The sequence below is a fragment of the Dictyobacter formicarum genome, from assembly GCF_016587435.1.
The window spans coordinates 37,552-54,327 of record NZ_BNJJ01000011.1 but is presented as its reverse complement, the minus strand read 5'-3'; the positions used below and the strand labels follow the sequence as shown (position 1 = coordinate 54,327).

Here is a 16,776-nt window from a genome sequence, read left to right as displayed (position 1 = left end):
CATAAAGAGAAGGAGTCTTTAAGTGGAAACCATCCTGCAACGTTTAACAGACCTCGAAGAGGTACATGACGCGATTCTTGTTGGGAAAGATGGCCTGATTGTCTCTGGTATACTACATAGCGAGGACGAGGAAGTTACTGGTGCAATGGCTGCCGCCGCTTTTGGCTCCATTGGGGATTTAACTGCCCAGGTACATAATGGTGAGGCAAGGCACGTGATTGTCGAGACGAAAGCTGGTACAATCCAAATGGAAGAAGCAGGTGACCTGATCCTCATTGTCACAACACAAGGTGCAGGAAATCTTGGGCGCGTACGCGTAGAGATGAAAAAAGCCTGCCGGCAGCTGGCCCAATTGGTTGCCAGTTATTAATATACACAAGGAGTTTCTGTAACGTTATGGAACGTACATTAATTTTGCTAAAACCCGATGCGGTACAAAGAGATCTTGTCGGTGAAATTATTTCTCGCCTGGAGCGCAAAGGCCTCAAGCTGGTTGGCTTGAAGCTGATGAGCCTTTCAAGCGAGCTGTTGAATGAGCACTATAGCCACCTGGTTAGCCGTCCATTCTTCCCAGAAGTGAAGTCCTTTATGCAGCGTACCCCTGTGGTCGCGATCTGTGTCGAGGGCTACAAATGTGTGGATGCCGTTCGCCTGTTAACTGGTGTCACCAATTCACGTGAGGCTGCCCCTGGCACTATTCGTGGCGAGTTTTCCATGAGCATGCAGGCCAACCTGATCCACTGCTCGGATTCCCTGGAGACAGCCCTGGTTGAGGTGCCCCGCTTCTTCAAACCTGAAGAGCTCTTTGAGTACGACGACATCCTGCAGGACTACGTCTACAACTCCACTGAACGCTAAATAAGTATAGTGTTTGCTACATAAAAGAGACCAGGGAACAACCTCCCGGCAGAAGGTTGTTCCCTGGTCTCCTCTTTCATGTTATCGTTCCTTGCAGCCGCATTGACAAACATATATTAACCTGACAAAGCAGGGCACTATATGGATGAAGGGATGAAGGCGATAGCGTGTATAATGAGGATGAGCGGGATCTTTATTCAGATACTCTCTGCGAGTGCTCAGATCCTGATAAATTGTTGTATGTTTATCGGGACGCATGCTCTGGGTGGACGTGGATCGTGGATTGATATCGGCGATCTAGTATACGCCTGATGCGCTTAATGTGAAGCCGCCCCGGCCGCTGTAACTGGTTCCTCGGCTGCAGTGTGCTGTGCCTGTTTTCTTTTTTTGCTGAGACGCCAGCAACAAGACTTGCTACGGAAACATTTTTCCTGTTCCTCAAGAGTCTCAGGTGGAGTGCCTTTGAGGCAGAACACCTGATACATTGGTTCTCCTGACACATCATTGCATGGAAACCAGCGTTCCCGATAAAACGGGCAAGCGTTTTTGTGCTTACGCCAGTTGGAATTTTCTGCTGGATTTGTTTCGATTGTCCCTGCCAACCAGGTATCCTTCCTAACTATATGTGACGTGCTATATGTGAAAACGATGGTTTGCACCTAGTATACCATATCTTTTCTGTAGTAATAGGGGTATGACTACAGACAGATTGAGGGGGGTAATGGTATAATTGATTATGAAAAAATCGGAGTAAGCTCTTGCTTAAACAGAAGTTTGACAGTGTCCCCTGGACTACCAACCAGACCTTTAAAGGCATTTTTTTTACATTGATCCCCTGGATTTCATTTACAGTCGTAAGCTCTCTTCTCAGCACCAGCACTACAAGCCAGGCTGCTAAGCCTCTCAATCCGCAGGTGGATGCCGCCAACGCCATTGTCTCGCTCATTTTTTCGCTGGTGATCTACAGCGCCTTTTTGATCGCGCCATTTTTTTATGCTCGGCGTTATAGCCAGACAGCCATCTCTAATCAGCGTTCAGTCTGGCAGTTGTTGGGTTTTCGCCATTTTAACGTGGGGCTAACAGTGTTGCTCGTACTTGGCTCGTTGGTCCTGATCATTTTACTTAATCAAATCTATACATATCTGATTACAACGTTCCATTTGCCCCTACAAACGAACGACCAGTTTGTATTGCAGCGTGCGAAGACCGCGCCCATCACGACCTATGCCTCATTGTTCACGGCGGTCTTTGTGGCGCCTTTTTGTGAGGAGATTTTTTTTCGTAGCTTCTCATTCATGGGACTCAAGAACGGCATGCAACCGGCGGTGGCGGTGATCTTGAGCGCTTTGATCTTTGGGGTTGCCCATGGCGATCCTGCCTCGCTACCGGTCCTTTTCTGCATTGGTATCGCCCTGGCTGGCTTACGTTTACTGATTGGTTCCTACTGGCCAGGATTCTTTTTGCACTTTTTAAACAATGCCCTGAGCGCACTTCTGATTATTCTGACTGTACATGGCATCCATATCTGATTTTATACTCATCATTGGAGTCCCATCAGAGGCTGTGTTGCCTCTTATTCTTGACTGCGAGGGGTTGGCTACTAGATCTCTGACGATGTATACGCCACTCTCCCTGGAAAACCCTGACAGCTCCGAGTAAGAGGCAGAGAAAGAATACTTGCAAGAAAAAAACATTCTGTTCTGTGTTTAAGGTGCTGGATCTATTGAGGAAGAAAAGCAGGATCGCAGCCAGACCTAGCAGAAAGGTAAGCCCTGGCTGGTCACGCCAGCAAGAAGGGCGTAGCCACCAGACCGCAACGCTAAGATAGAGTGCCCAGGATACAATTCTTCCCTCGATAAATAAGAGTGAGTTGCTTCCTGCGGGCACTTTGAGATAGCTATAGCCAAGGTAGGCACAGAGGGCCAACAACAATAGCCAGAGTAAGGCGGCATCCCATAGTTTCAGGCGGATGCGAGCTACTGAGATGCAGAGCGCACAGGCGAGCAAGGCGCTATTGGTAGCGGCTCGCATTTGGATCGTTAATGGGTCCTGTGAGCCTACGCCATGTTTGCTCAGCCAGAATTCTCCAAAGGTGCAGGCTGCCCAGATGAGTCCAAACAAGGCGCCACCACGCACCCACCAGGAGTGAGCGGTGAGGAGTACTATCAGCCAGGCAACTATGAGTACCACACTATAGATCATGGCGACACGCTCGATAGAGTAGAGGCCGCTATTGAGCCAGATGAATGTTATCAGGCTAGCAATACCCAATCCAAAACCGAGCAAGGAGGCGAAGAAGACAATAAATGGCGGCGTCCAGATGACGACCTGTGTGCTGGATGCATTTTCTTGCTGCTGGGAAATAATATCTGAATGTGTTGAATACTGCATATTCGTATCTGTCACAAGAATAGCCTTACCTTTATATTTTTTTGAGTCTATTTTTGTAACGAACCAGGCTCACTATCAGGCACATCAGTTGCCAGAGATCCTAGTGAAAGGAGGGATTTTTATTTGAGAGAGTGCACAAGAAGTGCGCCCAGGGCACTTCTTGTGCACTCTCTCAAATAAAGAGGGAAGGAGCGATTATCCTGAAATGTCAGAAGCGTTGTGCTCGTTTCCCCCAACCAGATCAAACGCCTGTTTGCGCAACGCCTGGATGCCTTCACTGAAGCGCACGGGATATGGTTCTGTAACTGTGAGCTGCCGGTAGCACTCTGGCAACTGACCGAGATTGTGCTGGGCCAGCTCACGGATTTCAGTGAGTGGCGGCAGGCTGCCTGGTACAACTTCTCCATTGCGGACAACGGGTTTGAGTAGTCGGTGATAATTATCCGGTCGCGGTTCATGGGCTAGCTGAATGACATCTTCTTTCCCTGCTGGATGGCGATAGATCTCCTTCTTACCCGGCCAGGTACTCTTATCTCCGGCGATTTTGATTTTGGGATATTCATTGCCTCTATCATCTACATACCAGGCTTCTTTATATACCGTGCCTAGCGAGCCGCCCTCTACTTTCTGTTCAATGGATCCCGCGCCACTTCCCAGCGCCGTACCTACTCCAAATGAATCGATGGCCGCTCCACCCTGAATCAGTGCTTGAATTTTCCATTCATCTAGATCCCCGCTGGCCAGAATGCGCACGCTATGCAGGCCGGCCTTATCTAATTGCTCTCGCACATAGATAGTATCCGCCACCAGATCTCCGCTATCCAGGCGCACCGCTGCCAGTGTGTGCCCCATCGTTTCTTGATAATGCAATCCCACCTCGATAGCGGTATGGATGGCGCGCTGTACATCATAGGTATCCAGAAGCAATGTATATCGATTATAGGCTTCAGCTATAGCTTCAAAGGCTTCTTTCTCAGTAGGATACATCTCGATCAGAGCATGAGGAACCGTGCCCGTAGCCGGTAGACGATATTCAAAGGCTGCATTTAACAGCGAGGTGCTGGAGCATCCTCCAATATACGAGGCACGTGCCACTGTCATTGGTTCTTGCGCGCGGCGAAACGAAAATTCAGATACACGTCGAACGTGCCCTTGTTCGGCTGCATAGACGATACGAGAAGCTTTAGTGGCAATCAAGGTGGAAAGCCCGATAGCCTGTAATAGACCAGCTTCTAGCAGTATGGCTTCACGAAATGGTGCGGTTACCCGTAAAATAGGTTCGTGAGGAAATGCAATGCTACCTTCAGGCATGGCCAGGATCTCTCCGGTAAAGCGGAGTTTCGCCAGTTCATCGAGGAATGCTGCATCGTAATCTCGAATATGGGCCAGAAACTTCAATTCATCATCTGTATAACGGAACGATTGAGCAAACTCTATCGCAGCCTCCAGTCCGGCCACAAGCAGATAGGCACCCCCGAAAGGAGCCTTGCGCGTATAAAGATCAAAGGTGGTCAATCCATTCTGACCAGTCCGCCAGGAGACATATGCTGAGTCTGGATGGTACATATCTGTCATCAATCCCGGATGTATACTAGGGGCACGACGATTCATAACTACTCCCTTTCTTCCGTTCGCGCGCTGTTACTTAGTGTACCTTTTACAATATCAGTCTAAGTGCTAACATTGTACCATACTGAGACAAGTACGGTTTTTTTGTTCATGCCGGGCACTCTCGTATACTATTCTTGTGTTTACTATATGTTGAGCCTTACCCTCTTCGCTAGCCTCTGACATCACTATAATGCTCTGGTCGATAGAATAGGACCCTTGCGTATGGCCAGCGCATTCACTCGTTACCAGCTACAGATAACCATGCATAGCGAGCGTCGGAAGAGAGGGGGTCAGTCTCATTCCTGTCTATGACTTCAGTGGCTTCTTACTCCTGCACGAAGCAAGTTATCTGAACAGATACATATCACCATCATTTATGATGAGGAGCAACTATGAATATTATTGTAATTGGTAGTGGTTTTGGTGGTTTAACCGCAGCGATTCGGCTGCAGGCTCAGGGCCATCAGGTAACCGTGCTTGAGAAGCGCGATAAACCTGGTGGGAGAGCATACGTCTATGAGCAGGATGGTTTTACTTTTGATGGAGGCCCGACTATTATTACTGCCCCCTGGCTCATTCATGATCTCTTTGAACTTTGTGGCAAAAAAATCGAAGACTATGTAAAAATTATACCTATAGATCCTTTTTATAATATTCGCTTTGAAGATGGCTCAATTTTTCGCTACAATGCCGATCGCGAACAGCTGCTGCGGCAGATTCGTGACTTTAATGCTGCAGATGAAGAGGGGTATTTACGCTTTGCGCGGGCGGGCGAGAAGATCTTCAAAGCTGGTTTTGAGTTGATCGACCAGCCTTTCACCACCTTTAGCTCAATGGCTAAAGTCTTACCCGACCTGGTGCGTTTACAATCCCAAAAATCGGTCGCCTCTTTTGTTAACCAGTATATCAAGGATGAGCGCCTGCGCCAGGTTTTTAGCTTCCATCCATTGCTAATTGGCGGCAATCCTTTCCAGAGCACGTCCATCTATGCTTTGATTCATACGCTTGAGCAGCGGTTTGGTGTCTGGTTTGCCATGGGAGGCACCGGAGCCCTGGTGCGCGCCCTGGTTAAGCTGTTTGAGGATCTAGGCGGTCAAATTCATCTGAGCCGAGAAGTAAGCGAGATCGTCATTAACGAGCAGCATAAGCGGGCCGAAGGTGTCCGTACCCGCGATGGCGAGTTTTTCCCGGCCCATATCGTTGTCAGCAATGCAGATGTGGCCTTTACCTATATGCAGTTGATCCCCGAGCGTTTTCGCCAGAAGAACAGCGATCGCAAGCTCAAAAATATGCAATATTCAATGTCGCTCTTTGTTCTCTACTTTGGCACAGATCGTAAATATGAAAATATGGCCCATCATGAGATTCTGATGGGGCCACGCTATAAAGGATTGCTGGACGACATCTTTAAACGTAAGGTACTGGCCAAAGACTTCTTGCTCTACTTGCATCGCCCAACAGCCACCGATTCATCTCTGGCGCCTGCGGGTCATGATGCCTGGTATGTATTATCACCTGTGCCCCATCTGGGAAGCGATACTGACTGGATCACGACTGCCAGACCTTATCGCGACTCGATTGTTCGGTATCTGGAAGAGCATTATATGCCCGAACTTTCCAAACATATTGTTACCGAGCACTACATCGATCCCCTCCACTTCCGCGATGAACTCAATAGCTATCTCGGCAGCGCCTTCTCCATCGAACCCATCCTGACGCAGTCGGCCTGGTTCCGACCTCACAACATCAGCGAGGATATTGCCAATCTTTATTTCACCGGAGCCGGAACTCATCCCGGCGCGGGTTTACCTGGAGTCATTAGTTCAGGTAAAATAGTAGTAGATATGATTGGAGGTACTACTTCTAATCAGAAGATGCAGTCGTTGACATCGGCGTCAAGGGGGAAGTAATGATATTGGCTTTATCCTGAGAGATAACTTCTATCAGAGCATGTTTTTGAGGATAGCGAATGTAGTATCTCGCCCTGCTATTTCGTGCGGTGAAGAACTGGAGATCCTCCACTTCTTCTCTTCACCTCCTTGTGTTCGGTTGACATGTGTATGTTAATCGGTGATCCAGTTTGGAAGTAAAGGAGTTTGTCTATGGCTGGGCAACATCGATGGGCTCGAGGACTTGCAACCAGTACTGCAAGCATTCTGGGGCTTACTGTCACCAGTGGGTTGGCACTTGTAGCGCATTTTTTTGTTCAAGAATTTTCTCGTCCGCATATTCCCTTGCCGGATTCTGCTATGGATTGGGGTATGCCTACCGCTTTGCTTGAAGAACCTCCGCAACTGGCGCAGCGTTCACTCCTTTTTAAAGCATCTGATGGAACACTCCTCTGTGGGGATTTCTGGGCTCAACCGGTGCCAGCGCCAACGGTTATTCTGTGTCACGGTTATCGCATTTCTCGCTCCCACCTGCGCCCGGTGGCGCAACTGGAATATTCGCGTGGTTACAATGTACTCTTCTTCGATTTTCGTGGGCATGGGGATAGCGAAAGTGTGATGACCACAGCCGGGAATGCCGAAGTACGCGATATGGAGGCAGCAATTTTTGTGGCCAGTCATCAGCCAGAGACACTCCCGGGTAAGATTATCATTCATGGTTTTTCAATGGGAGCGGCGGTCGCCCTGTTGACCCCACCGCATCATGATGTTGTTGCTATCATCGCGGATAGCCCCTACGCCCGCTCAGACGATATTCTGCGCCGCCTGGTCGCTTTTCGGCTGGTAGATGAATGGCTAAAGCGCTATCCCCAGCTACCCCTACCACAACTCCTTGTAACGCTACTCGCCTGGAGCATTGTTGGTATGAGCCGCATCGTGTTTCGGCTCCGCTATGGTTTTACTGTTGTTGCCCGACCCGACACCAGCTTCAAACGCTGGAAGCAACGCTCCAAAAAGATTTTAAAGTATCATCCTATACCCATACTCTTAATTCATTCATCTGGAGACAATCTGATACCAATAGAGCACGCCCATCAAATCATGGCCGAAGCCGCCGCCTGTGGGGCTCCTCTCGAGACTTACTTTGTCGATGCCCATGTTCATTGCGGCGCCTATGGTTGGAACCCTTTACAATATGACCTTGTAATTCAGACCTTTCTGGCCAAACATCTCGCTGATGCTTTACCTGAGCGCCATCGTCGACTCTAGACACTAATAGCAGAGCACTAAATGTAATTTTAAACATGTTATTCATATGAATCTCGGCCATAGATTATTGTCTATGGCCGAGATTCATATGTCACTATAATTTTATCACTAGTATTAGCTGATTTGAGACAAGAAAAATTCTATCTCTTGACATAGGCCAAAAGCCATTTTGTGATGCATCTTATAATTTATACCCTTGAATATTTGCGAACTTACGTGCATAATCTATTACAAGGAGCGCTCAATAATGTAGTTGCATTCTACGCACTATCATCTATGTATGTTTTTGCTGTACATAAAGGAGCAAATGTAAAAATGTTTTCAGCGGAAGAGGTTTCACAGACGACCGAAGCGCTCGAGCAGCTTCCACAGACGACTGAAGCACTCGAGAAGCTTCCGCGTACATTCGACCACCGTAGTGCTTTGAATGAACGTCGCCAACAGATTTTACAGCAGAAGCAGTCCGATAAAAACACGGATACTCTTCCTACTCTTGGAGCGGAAGCACCTGGAGCTAAACTAGCCTGGCGGCAGGTGGTGCAACTACGTGAAGAGAATCGGCGTCTGCGGGCTTCCCTGGAAGAATTGCAGGAAGGCTTAAAGCAACTAAGTGATGAGAAGGCGCAATTACAGAGTCGTTTTGATGCCGAGATAGCCGTTATCCATAGTGGACATCAGCAGGATATTGCTCACTATCAGACGCATCTCCTGGAGTTGATGGATGAGCGCAATCGCCTGCACGATGAATATGCCGCGTTGAAAGTGGTTCATCAAGATTTTGTACAGCGCTTTGAGCAGTCCGTAGATGAGGAGATCCAGCAGCGCCTGGATGCGCTTGCGCAGACGTTAGATGGTTTGAATGCTCAAACAAAGACACCAGAATCCCTGGTGCGCTTTGCCCAGACAGTAGGACTACGGGCGCGCAGCGACGGGGACCGCTATCTGGCCGAGGCGGTACATATAAAGCGTGAGATGGAGCGCATGACGGAAGCTCTGGCTGAGGAGCGTCAGTGTCTCAACGAGGAAAGGTGCCAGCTTGCTTTGTTACAACAGAGCGCGTCCCAGCAGGCACGGCTACGCCAGAAGCTGTTGGATGATCGTTTTCGTGCACGTTGGAAGGCGGTCTCGCTCTCAACGTCTGCCGGTTTACTGGTGTTGCTGGTTATCCTCCAATTCACCTGTCTGGCGCTCTTGCATGTCGCGCTGGCCGGAATGGTAACGCTGGCCCTCCTGTTGCCGATTCTCCTCTGTGCTCTACTGGCAGCGATTATGGCCAGCCCACCCGTGCGTTTCCTAAAATATGTACGCGAGAGTGTCCCTCAGCGCAAAAAAATTGCGTCTCCCGCTCCTCCCGACGTAGTCTGATTCCTATTGAAGGTACCTCCTTATTTGGAGGTACCTGTTTTTGTCGCGGCTATTTTTTCATGCGCAGAACAGTTTGAATCAGCTTGCGGTTGGTGATGGCAGTGCCGCCAAGCAAGTACGCCTGAAAGGTGGCCTGTTGGAGTCCCGTGCTATAAGTAGGGTAAGGATGAATCGTATTGTAGATATGGCCGATGGAGAGGTGATGTTTCATGGCCAACGCCAGTTCTCCCAGTAATTCGCCTGCCTGTGCGCCAATCAGGTGTGCCCCGACAATTTCCTCTTTGCGACCCTTGAGGATTAATTTAATAAAGCCCGCCTGTTCATTTTCTGTCTGAGCTCGGTCAATCTCACGCCAGGGAAATGTAACCACGCGTACATGTTTGTAGTGTCGCTCTGCCTCTGCCTGTGTCAGGCCAATATGAGCTACTTCGGGCCTGGTAAATGTACACCATGGGAGGACACGATAGTCGACTTTTTGTTTGCCGATTGGTAAGAGCGCATTGCGCACAGCGACTCCCGCCTGATAGGCAGCGATATGGGTAAAATCATAACCTCCAATTACATCACCTAGCGCAAAAATATTAGACATACTTGTTTGTAGGTAATCATTGACCAAAATGCCTCGTTCGGTATAAAGAACGCCAGCCGCTTCTAAATTCAAACCTGCAACATTAGGTTGGCGACCAGTGGCAACCAGCAACTCCTCGGCCTCCAGGTGCAGAACTTTATCCCCTTGTTGGACGCTGAGCATTTTTTTGTTGTCTTGCTGACTGATTTGCAGGGGTTGTGCCTGTGTATATATAGTGATGCCACCAGCTCGTAGCAAACTGGTAAGTGCCTCGGCAACCTCCGGCTCTTCGCGTGGCAACAATTGTCGAGCTCGTTGTACAATGGTCACCTGTGTTCCCAGGCGTGCCAGAGCCTGAGCCAATTCAACACCGACAGGTCCACCACCCAGCACGATCAGAGAAGAGGGGAGATGGGTCAGATCAAAAACTGTTTCGTTGGTCAAGAAATCGATGGTTTCCAGGCCGGCTAGAGCAGGTATCGCCGGCCGCGAACCAGTAGCGAGCAATGTATGGCGGCTAGTGATGTCTATATCATTGAGTCGAAGAGTGGTGGATGACTGAAAGACCACCTTGTCAAAAGCCACATCGACCCCTTCAGTATATGTCTGCTCATTGGCGGCAACACGCGCAATAACCTCCTGGATATACTGGCCGACCTTTCCCATATCGATCTGTCCCTGTCCACCTTGCAGGCCGAATTGCGCGGCCTGGCGCGTCTGTGTTACCACGTCAGCGACATGGATCAGGCTTTTGCTGGGGACACAACCATGATAAAGGCAATCACCTCCCAGGCGTTCTTTTTCGATTAAAAGCACCTTTGCTCCCAGCGAATGAGCTATCTGCGCAGCAGTCAGGCCTGCCGAGCCTCCTCCAATAATGGTTATATCATAGTCCATGGGGGCTTTATATTCTCCTCTAGTTTTGTAGCATAAAGATGCATATCTATCTGACGATCGGGTAAAAGTAAAAAGTGCGTGCGCCATTCCCCGTGCACCAGGAATAGCTTTGCTCCTTTGCTGACGGGCGCGCATGCTTTTCAATGCTCAGGTGCCTTAAGGCGCCCTCAGGGCATTTTTTGGCTCAACAAAGAATTAAATGTCAAAGTGTGATACGTGTGGTACGTATATATCATAGACGTGTACGTTTGCCCGGGTGCATCAATGTTATTCAGTAGGGGGACACGTACAGGTTGGGAAGATTGTTTCGTATTCTTAAGGAGATACCTTTATGACTCAGCAAGCTACTGCTCCGCAACTGAAGAAGCACACGATCTGGCAAAGCGGCCGCACACCAGATCCCTGTGCCATTGTGCTTTTCGGGGCTACTGGCGATCTGGCGCAACGTAAGATTCTACCAACCCTGGCCCACCTTATCCACGATCATCCCCAGCCAGAGACTATTTGTATTGTAGCTTTTGCCCGTCGACCCCTGGACGACGATAGATGGCGCTCCATGGTCCTCGACTCGCTCGACAAATATATGCCTGAAGGTGATAAACTGGACAATGAGGGTAAGCAAGCATTTGCCAAACGCCTCTTTTATTGCCAATCAAATTTTGACGAAGACGAGGGCTATCAACGCTTAAAGCAACTGCTTGAAAAGCTGGATAAAGAGCAGGGTACTGGCGGAAACCGCCTCTATTATCTGGCCACGCCACCCGATACAGATGTTGAGATTATTCAAGCGCTTGGCAAGGCCGGCCTGGCTCAGCCGGACTCGGCGTCCCAGAATGGCAATGGCACCGACCAGCAGACGAAAAAGCCCTGGGTGCGTATTATTACGGAAAAGCCCTTTGGACATGATCTGGCATCGGCCACAACCTTGAATAAAGTCATCGGTAGTGTTTTCCATGAAGATCAGATCTATCGTATTGATCACTACATGGGAAAAGAGACCGTGCAAAATATTGTGGCTTTGCGTTTCGCTAATAGTATTATGGAACCGCTCTGGAATCAAAAGTATATTGATCATATTCAAATCGTGGTTGCCGAGAGTCTGGGTATTGAAAATCGAGCCGAATATTATGAGCATGCAGGTGCCCTTAAAGATATTGTGCAGAATCATGTGATGCAGATTCTTTCTTTGACCTGCATGGAGGCTCCGGCAGCTTTTTCGGCGAATGACATTCGCGACGAGAAAGTCAAAGTGTTGCGGGCTATTGGTGAGCTGACACCTGAACAAGTAGCCGAGAGGACCGTACGTGGTCAGTATATCGCTGGAATACTGGATGGTAAGAGGGTTCCAGGTTATAAAGAAGAGAAAGGGGTCGATCCCAACTCCACCACGGATACCTTTGTGGCTCTTAAATTGTATATTGAGAACTGGCGCTGGGCTGATGTGCCGATATATATCCGTACGGGCAAGTGTCTTCCCAAACGTAGCACCGAGGTGATGGTTCAATTCAAGCGTGTGCCCCACCAGCTCTATTCAAAAGATGCAATTAGCGGTATGAAGCCGAATCGCTTGATCTTACGCATTCAGCCTGAAGAAGGAATCTCTCTATTGATTGGTGCAAAGAAGCCGGGAGCAGCCAATGAGCTCGCAACCATCGATCTGGATGCCTCTTATAAGACCGTCTTTGGTATTGAGTTGCCGGAGGCGTATGAGCGTCTGATCGCCGACTGTATTCTGGGCGACTCCACCCTGTTCATACGTCGTGATGAAATCGAGGAATCCTGGCGTATCATTGATAGTATCATCAACGCCTGGAAGCAGATGGGGCCCGAAACCGTTTATCCTTATCCTGCGGGAACATGGGGTCCTAAAGAGGCCGATGAATTAATTGAGAGAGATGGTCGCGAGTGGGTAAATCCCTGATCAGCTAAGCGAGGCTAAACACATTAAACGAGCAACCGACTGGTTGCTCGTTTATATTTCTGGTGTAGTAGCATACATTTTAACAGTGGGAGAAGTCGTTACTTACACCTTACTTGTTAGGATCGAGGGTATTGTCAATCTTGCGCTCGGTATGACCGACAGTTGACTGGGTTTTGCCTTCAAACTGTTTAGCATCGCCACGAGCCTCTTCCTTAGGGTTGTCTGTGGCTTTGCCAATCTTGCTTTGGACTTTACCAACAGTTTCTTTCAGCTTACCCTTTAACGTGTCTTCGCTACCCTGGGTACCTAAGTCTTTATCCTCTTTATTGTACTCGCTCATATGTTTTGTTTCCCTTGAATGAAGTTCTCTTACTTTTTGTTTTGTTAGGATGAAGTTAACATTCACCATTCTCTTATGGTACTCATTAGAGGGATCAAATGGATACAAGTAATCTCTACTGTACGATGAATTGTAGATTATAACGACATTATTGTATACATCATTTGTAGTGAAGTATAGATGCATATAAATGTTAGCAAGATCTTAGATAGAAAGAAAGGATAAAAAACGCATATTTGTGACAGAAGGCCAAAGAAAACTGGCGGCGCACCTTCATCAGTGGTGAAGGTGCGCCGCCAGTTTTCTTTGGTTGCTGTGGTTTAGCCCAGAAGTTCTTCCATCTGGGAGAGGTGAGTTTCGAAGAGTTGGAATGTCTGTCGAACTGGTTCTGGCGTGGCCATGTCGACACCGGCCTTTTTCAGCAATTCGATACTGTAGTCGGATGAGCCAGAGCTAAGGAATTTCAGATAGCGCTCAACAGCTGGTTGACCCTCTTTGAGAATCTGTTGCACCAACGCGGAGGCTGCCGAAATACCAGTCGCATACTGATAGACGTAGAAATTATAGTAGAAGTGGGGAATGCGTGCCCATTCAATGCCGATCAGGTCATCAATGACGGCCTCTCCACCATAGTATTTTTCATTGAGTCCAGCATACAGGGTGGTCAGGGTATCGGCGGTCAAAGCCTCGCCCTTTTCTGCCTGACTGTGAATTTGCTGCTCGAACTCAGCAAACATCGTTTGCCGGAAGAGGGTCGCTCGAATATCTTCTAACGAATGATTGAGAATGGCGATACGTACTGCTTTATCGCTGGTATTTTTTAGGAGATATTCGGTAAGCAAGCCCTCATTGAGGGTAGAAGCAACTTCAGCTACAAAGATGGTGTAGTCTCCGTATTGATAGGGCTGGTTGCTGCGGGTGAAATACGAGTGCATGGAGTGGCCCAACTCATGTGCCAGTGTAAACATGCTCTCGCGTTTCTCCTGGAAGTTAAGCAGGATAAACGGCTGGGTCCCATACGCACCACCGCTATAGGCGCCGCCACGTTTGCCCGGCGTTTCAAACACATCGATCCAACGTTTTGAAAAGCCATCTTTAAGCACCGAGATATAATTTTCACCCAGTGGTGCCAGGGCCTGAATAATCGTATCTCTGGCCTGCGGATATGTTATGGTATCAGTGGTCTCTTCAACAATGGGTGTATAGAGATCGTACATATGCAGTTCATCGAGCTGCAAAATGCGCTTGCGCAGCTTCATATAGCGATTGAGCAGTGGAATATGTTCGCTGACCGTAGAGATCAGATTATCATAGACGCTCTCCGGGATATTGTAGCGCGAGAGCGCACGTTCTCGGCTGGAGCTGTAGTTGCGCTGGCGGGTATAGAAGATGTCGGTCTTTACCTGCGCCGCCAGGGTCGCCGCGATAGTATTGCGCTGCTTCAAGAAGGTGCCATGCAAAGCCTCGAAAGCATCTTTGCGCACCCGGCGATCTTTGCTACGGATAAAGGTCAGATAATTGCCCTGAGTCAGCTCAATTTCTTCCCCTTCTTCATTGCGAATCGTGGGCAACTTCAGGTCAGCATTATCAATCATTGAGAAGATCGCATCTGGAGCCTCGCTAATTTCACCGGCGGCTGCTAGCACAGCCTCTACTTCAGCGGAACGCACGTGTGGACGCTTACGATTCAGATCCTGTAGCTGGACATTATAGAGTTCAAGGTCGGGTGTTTGCTGAATATATTGATTGAGCGTCTCCTGCGGAAGAGCGAGAATTTCTGGCTCAATAAACGCAGAAACAGTAGATGAACGCACAAATAATTGCATCGCCCGGTCGGCCATGGCCAGATATTTGCTGTTGGTTGTATCTTCGTCTTTGCGCATGGAGGCATAAACATAAAGCTTTTCCAGCGCTTCTGTAATTTCATCACGTGTTTGAAGCACTTTTAACAGGGCGCTTCCGCTTTGCGCCAATGTGCCCTTGAGCGCCTCCAATTCTGGCAGGCGCTGCTGGATATGTTGAAAATTGCTCTCCCAACTATCATCTTGCGCATAGATGCTCTCAAGGTTCCAGGTATACTCGGTTGGGATTTCTTCACGCTTCTTAAACGTTTGCAATGTTGGTACGACCTTTCATCAATGATAGGAAACGGGCCTGTTTATTTCTGGATGTACTCACATAATATCATATGTCCCCAGTCCCTAAACAAAGTGCAATCTCTAAGATAGAACAATGTTAGTGCGCGATATTTGCGAATCATCCCTGCTCACAGTGTGTATGCTATGCCAGGTAAGAGGTGAAGTACTGGAGAGCTGTCGCTGCTTCTACCCGTGTCGTTGCTGAACATTATTTATTCCGTTGAGGTCAATAGAAACCTCGAGCACATTTGACGGAATAACTTACCACAAATAGGAGGTAGGAATACCAGTTTTTGGGGACGCCCTATACAGGTATTGTTGCTTAAAACAATAAAAAAAGGAGTGAATAAATGTATATTCACTCCGTGCCGTGATTAACAAGATGCTGCAACGGAAAACTTATTCGTCTTCGTCTTCATCTTCTTCATACTCATCGTCAAATCCTTCGAGCAGGAGGTCTTCACGACCACCCCATTTGGAGAGGTAGCGATAGAAGTTGCGCTTCTTCAGGCGCATGCGCTCGGCCTCGGATAGAGCGCCATTCTGCGGTGCAGGATGAGACAACAGAGGTAGATCAGGTGTACGTACGATGCTCATATCGAGATCACGAATGGCAAAGCAAAAGTCGACATCCATATATTCTGGATAGCGATACCCCTCATCCAGCAAGCCAGCTTTTTTAAGGAGAGAGCGTTTGAAGGCCATACACCGGGCATCAATGACCTCTACCTCATTGTCCTCACTTTCCTCAAAATGACGCAGATCATCGGTGCGCAGTCCACGCAGACCGGTCAGGCCTACCTGAGGATCTTCGAGGGTCTGGGCCAGTGGCGTAAAGATATCGCCTGTGAGTACAACATTGCTATCTAGAAACAGGATATAGCGGCCACGACTCTGTTGGAGGCCGATGTTGCGTGCCTCTGCGACCCCCATTTTGCGTGTGGCTCGCAGGACATGCACTCGACTGTCCCGATGATGCAGCGCTTCTGCCCAGATATCGAGACCATCCTGTGAAGCATTATCCACCAGGATAATTTCAAGTGACGTATTGCCAGCATGAGTGAGCACACTATCGATGCAGCGGCGCGTCTGCTCACTATTATTTTGGGCTAGAACGTTCACCGAAAAGGTACAAAGGTCGGCTTCATCAAGCAATGAAGGCAATTGGCGGGTAGTGCGATACAAAGTGCCATCCACAAAAATGTGAGGTAGAATGACCAGGTGGGCTCCATGTGGATTATCTTTGACGACATAGCCAGCATCCTCAAGTTGTTGCTTGAGGATGTCAGCGCGGTCGTATTGTCCTTTACGCCGAAGGAGGTCACGCTCATGCGAAAGTGCGAGAATTTCTTCGGGAATACTTTGACGATATGGACGGGTAGTCATTTGTATTTTCCTTCCTTGCTACGCTAAACTCTATCCACGAAACATTCCTACCAGCCCGATAAGGTATACGGGTCGGCGGTCCCTCGAAAATACGTACATGGTCCCATTCCATCCTCCCTTAAATGTCGCGAACAGATTAACAA

Annotated in this window: 13 protein-coding genes; 7 read left to right on the top strand and 6 right to left on the bottom strand. The window is 48.6% G+C overall.

All coding sequences use genetic code 11. The features are described 5' to 3' along the window. The first annotated feature begins 22 nt into the window (after window positions 1-22). The 3 genes from JMI88_RS19745 to JMI88_RS19735 all read left to right on the top strand — a co-directional run bounded on the left by JMI88_RS19745 (window position 23) and on the right by JMI88_RS19735 (window position 2,387). Window positions 23-370, top strand: coding sequence for a roadblock/LC7 domain-containing protein (locus JMI88_RS19745; protein WP_201363662.1), 348 nt, complete (start codon window positions 23-25; stop codon window positions 368-370). A gap of 26 nt (window positions 371-396) precedes the next feature. Beyond that, window positions 397-858: a nucleoside-diphosphate kinase gene (gene ndk / locus JMI88_RS19740; RefSeq protein ID WP_201363661.1), complete on the top strand. Its 462-nt coding sequence runs from the start codon at window positions 397-399 to the stop codon at window positions 856-858. A 758-nt stretch (window positions 859-1,616) separates the two neighbouring features. Then, complete coding sequence (locus JMI88_RS19735) at window positions 1,617-2,387, top strand: CPBP family intramembrane glutamic endopeptidase (protein ID WP_201363660.1); 771 nt, start codon at window positions 1,617-1,619, stop codon at window positions 2,385-2,387. A 25-nt stretch (window positions 2,388-2,412) separates the two neighbouring features. On the opposite strand, the gene JMI88_RS19730 is transcribed toward JMI88_RS19735, so the two are convergent. After that, complete coding sequence (locus JMI88_RS19730; RefSeq protein WP_201363659.1) at window positions 2,413-3,264, bottom strand: hypothetical protein; 852 nt, start codon at window positions 3,262-3,264, stop codon at window positions 2,413-2,415. Between the two features lie 180 nt (window positions 3,265-3,444). Beyond that, a complete protein-coding gene (locus JMI88_RS19725; protein WP_201363658.1) occupies window positions 3,445-4,860 on the bottom strand; it encodes a nicotinate phosphoribosyltransferase in 1,416 nt (471 codons plus the stop codon). Between the two features lie 392 nt (window positions 4,861-5,252). Between JMI88_RS19725 and JMI88_RS19720 the strand changes: the two genes are divergently transcribed. The 3 genes from JMI88_RS19720 (at window position 5,253) to JMI88_RS19710 (ending at window position 9,383) form a co-directional block, all read left to right on the top strand. Next, window positions 5,253-6,770, top strand: a complete 1,518-nt coding sequence (locus tag JMI88_RS19720) for a phytoene desaturase (protein ID WP_201363657.1) — start codon at window positions 5,253-5,255, stop codon at window positions 6,768-6,770. Window positions 6,771-6,962: 192 nt separating this feature from the next. Then, the gene (locus JMI88_RS19715) at window positions 6,963-8,018 is read left to right on the top strand and encodes an alpha/beta hydrolase (RefSeq protein ID WP_201363656.1); all 1,056 of its coding nucleotides are present in this window, start codon (window positions 6,963-6,965) and stop codon (window positions 8,016-8,018) included. A gap of 315 nt (window positions 8,019-8,333) precedes the next feature. After that, window positions 8,334-9,383 (top strand): coiled-coil domain-containing protein, encoded by a 1,050-nt coding sequence (locus JMI88_RS19710; protein WP_201363655.1) that lies wholly within the window; start codon window positions 8,334-8,336, stop codon window positions 9,381-9,383. Between the two features lie 49 nt (window positions 9,384-9,432). Here JMI88_RS19710 and JMI88_RS19705 read toward each other — a convergent pair whose 3' ends face one another. Next, window positions 9,433-10,848: a dihydrolipoyl dehydrogenase family protein gene (locus JMI88_RS19705; RefSeq protein ID WP_201363654.1), complete on the bottom strand. Its 1,416-nt coding sequence runs from the start codon at window positions 10,846-10,848 to the stop codon at window positions 9,433-9,435. Between the two features lie 331 nt (window positions 10,849-11,179). Between JMI88_RS19705 and zwf the strand changes: the two genes are divergently transcribed. Continuing rightward, on the top strand, window positions 11,180-12,769 hold the full coding sequence (gene zwf, locus JMI88_RS19700; protein WP_201363653.1) for a glucose-6-phosphate dehydrogenase: 1,590 nt from the start codon (window positions 11,180-11,182) through the stop codon (window positions 12,767-12,769). Window positions 12,770-12,878: 109 nt separating this feature from the next. Here zwf and JMI88_RS19695 read toward each other — a convergent pair whose 3' ends face one another. The 3 genes from JMI88_RS19695 to JMI88_RS19685 all read right to left on the bottom strand — a co-directional run bounded on the left by JMI88_RS19695 (window position 12,879) and on the right by JMI88_RS19685 (window position 16,633). After that, window positions 12,879-13,109: a CsbD family protein gene (locus tag JMI88_RS19695; protein WP_201363652.1), complete on the bottom strand. Its 231-nt coding sequence runs from the start codon at window positions 13,107-13,109 to the stop codon at window positions 12,879-12,881. A 320-nt stretch (window positions 13,110-13,429) separates the two neighbouring features. Next, the gene (gene pepF / locus JMI88_RS19690) at window positions 13,430-15,226 is read right to left on the bottom strand and encodes an oligoendopeptidase F (protein WP_201363651.1); all 1,797 of its coding nucleotides are present in this window, start codon (window positions 15,224-15,226) and stop codon (window positions 13,430-13,432) included. A gap of 420 nt (window positions 15,227-15,646) precedes the next feature. Further along, complete coding sequence (locus JMI88_RS19685) at window positions 15,647-16,633, bottom strand: glycosyltransferase family 2 protein (RefSeq protein WP_201363650.1); 987 nt, start codon at window positions 16,631-16,633, stop codon at window positions 15,647-15,649. Window positions 16,634-16,776: the final 143 nt, after the last annotated feature.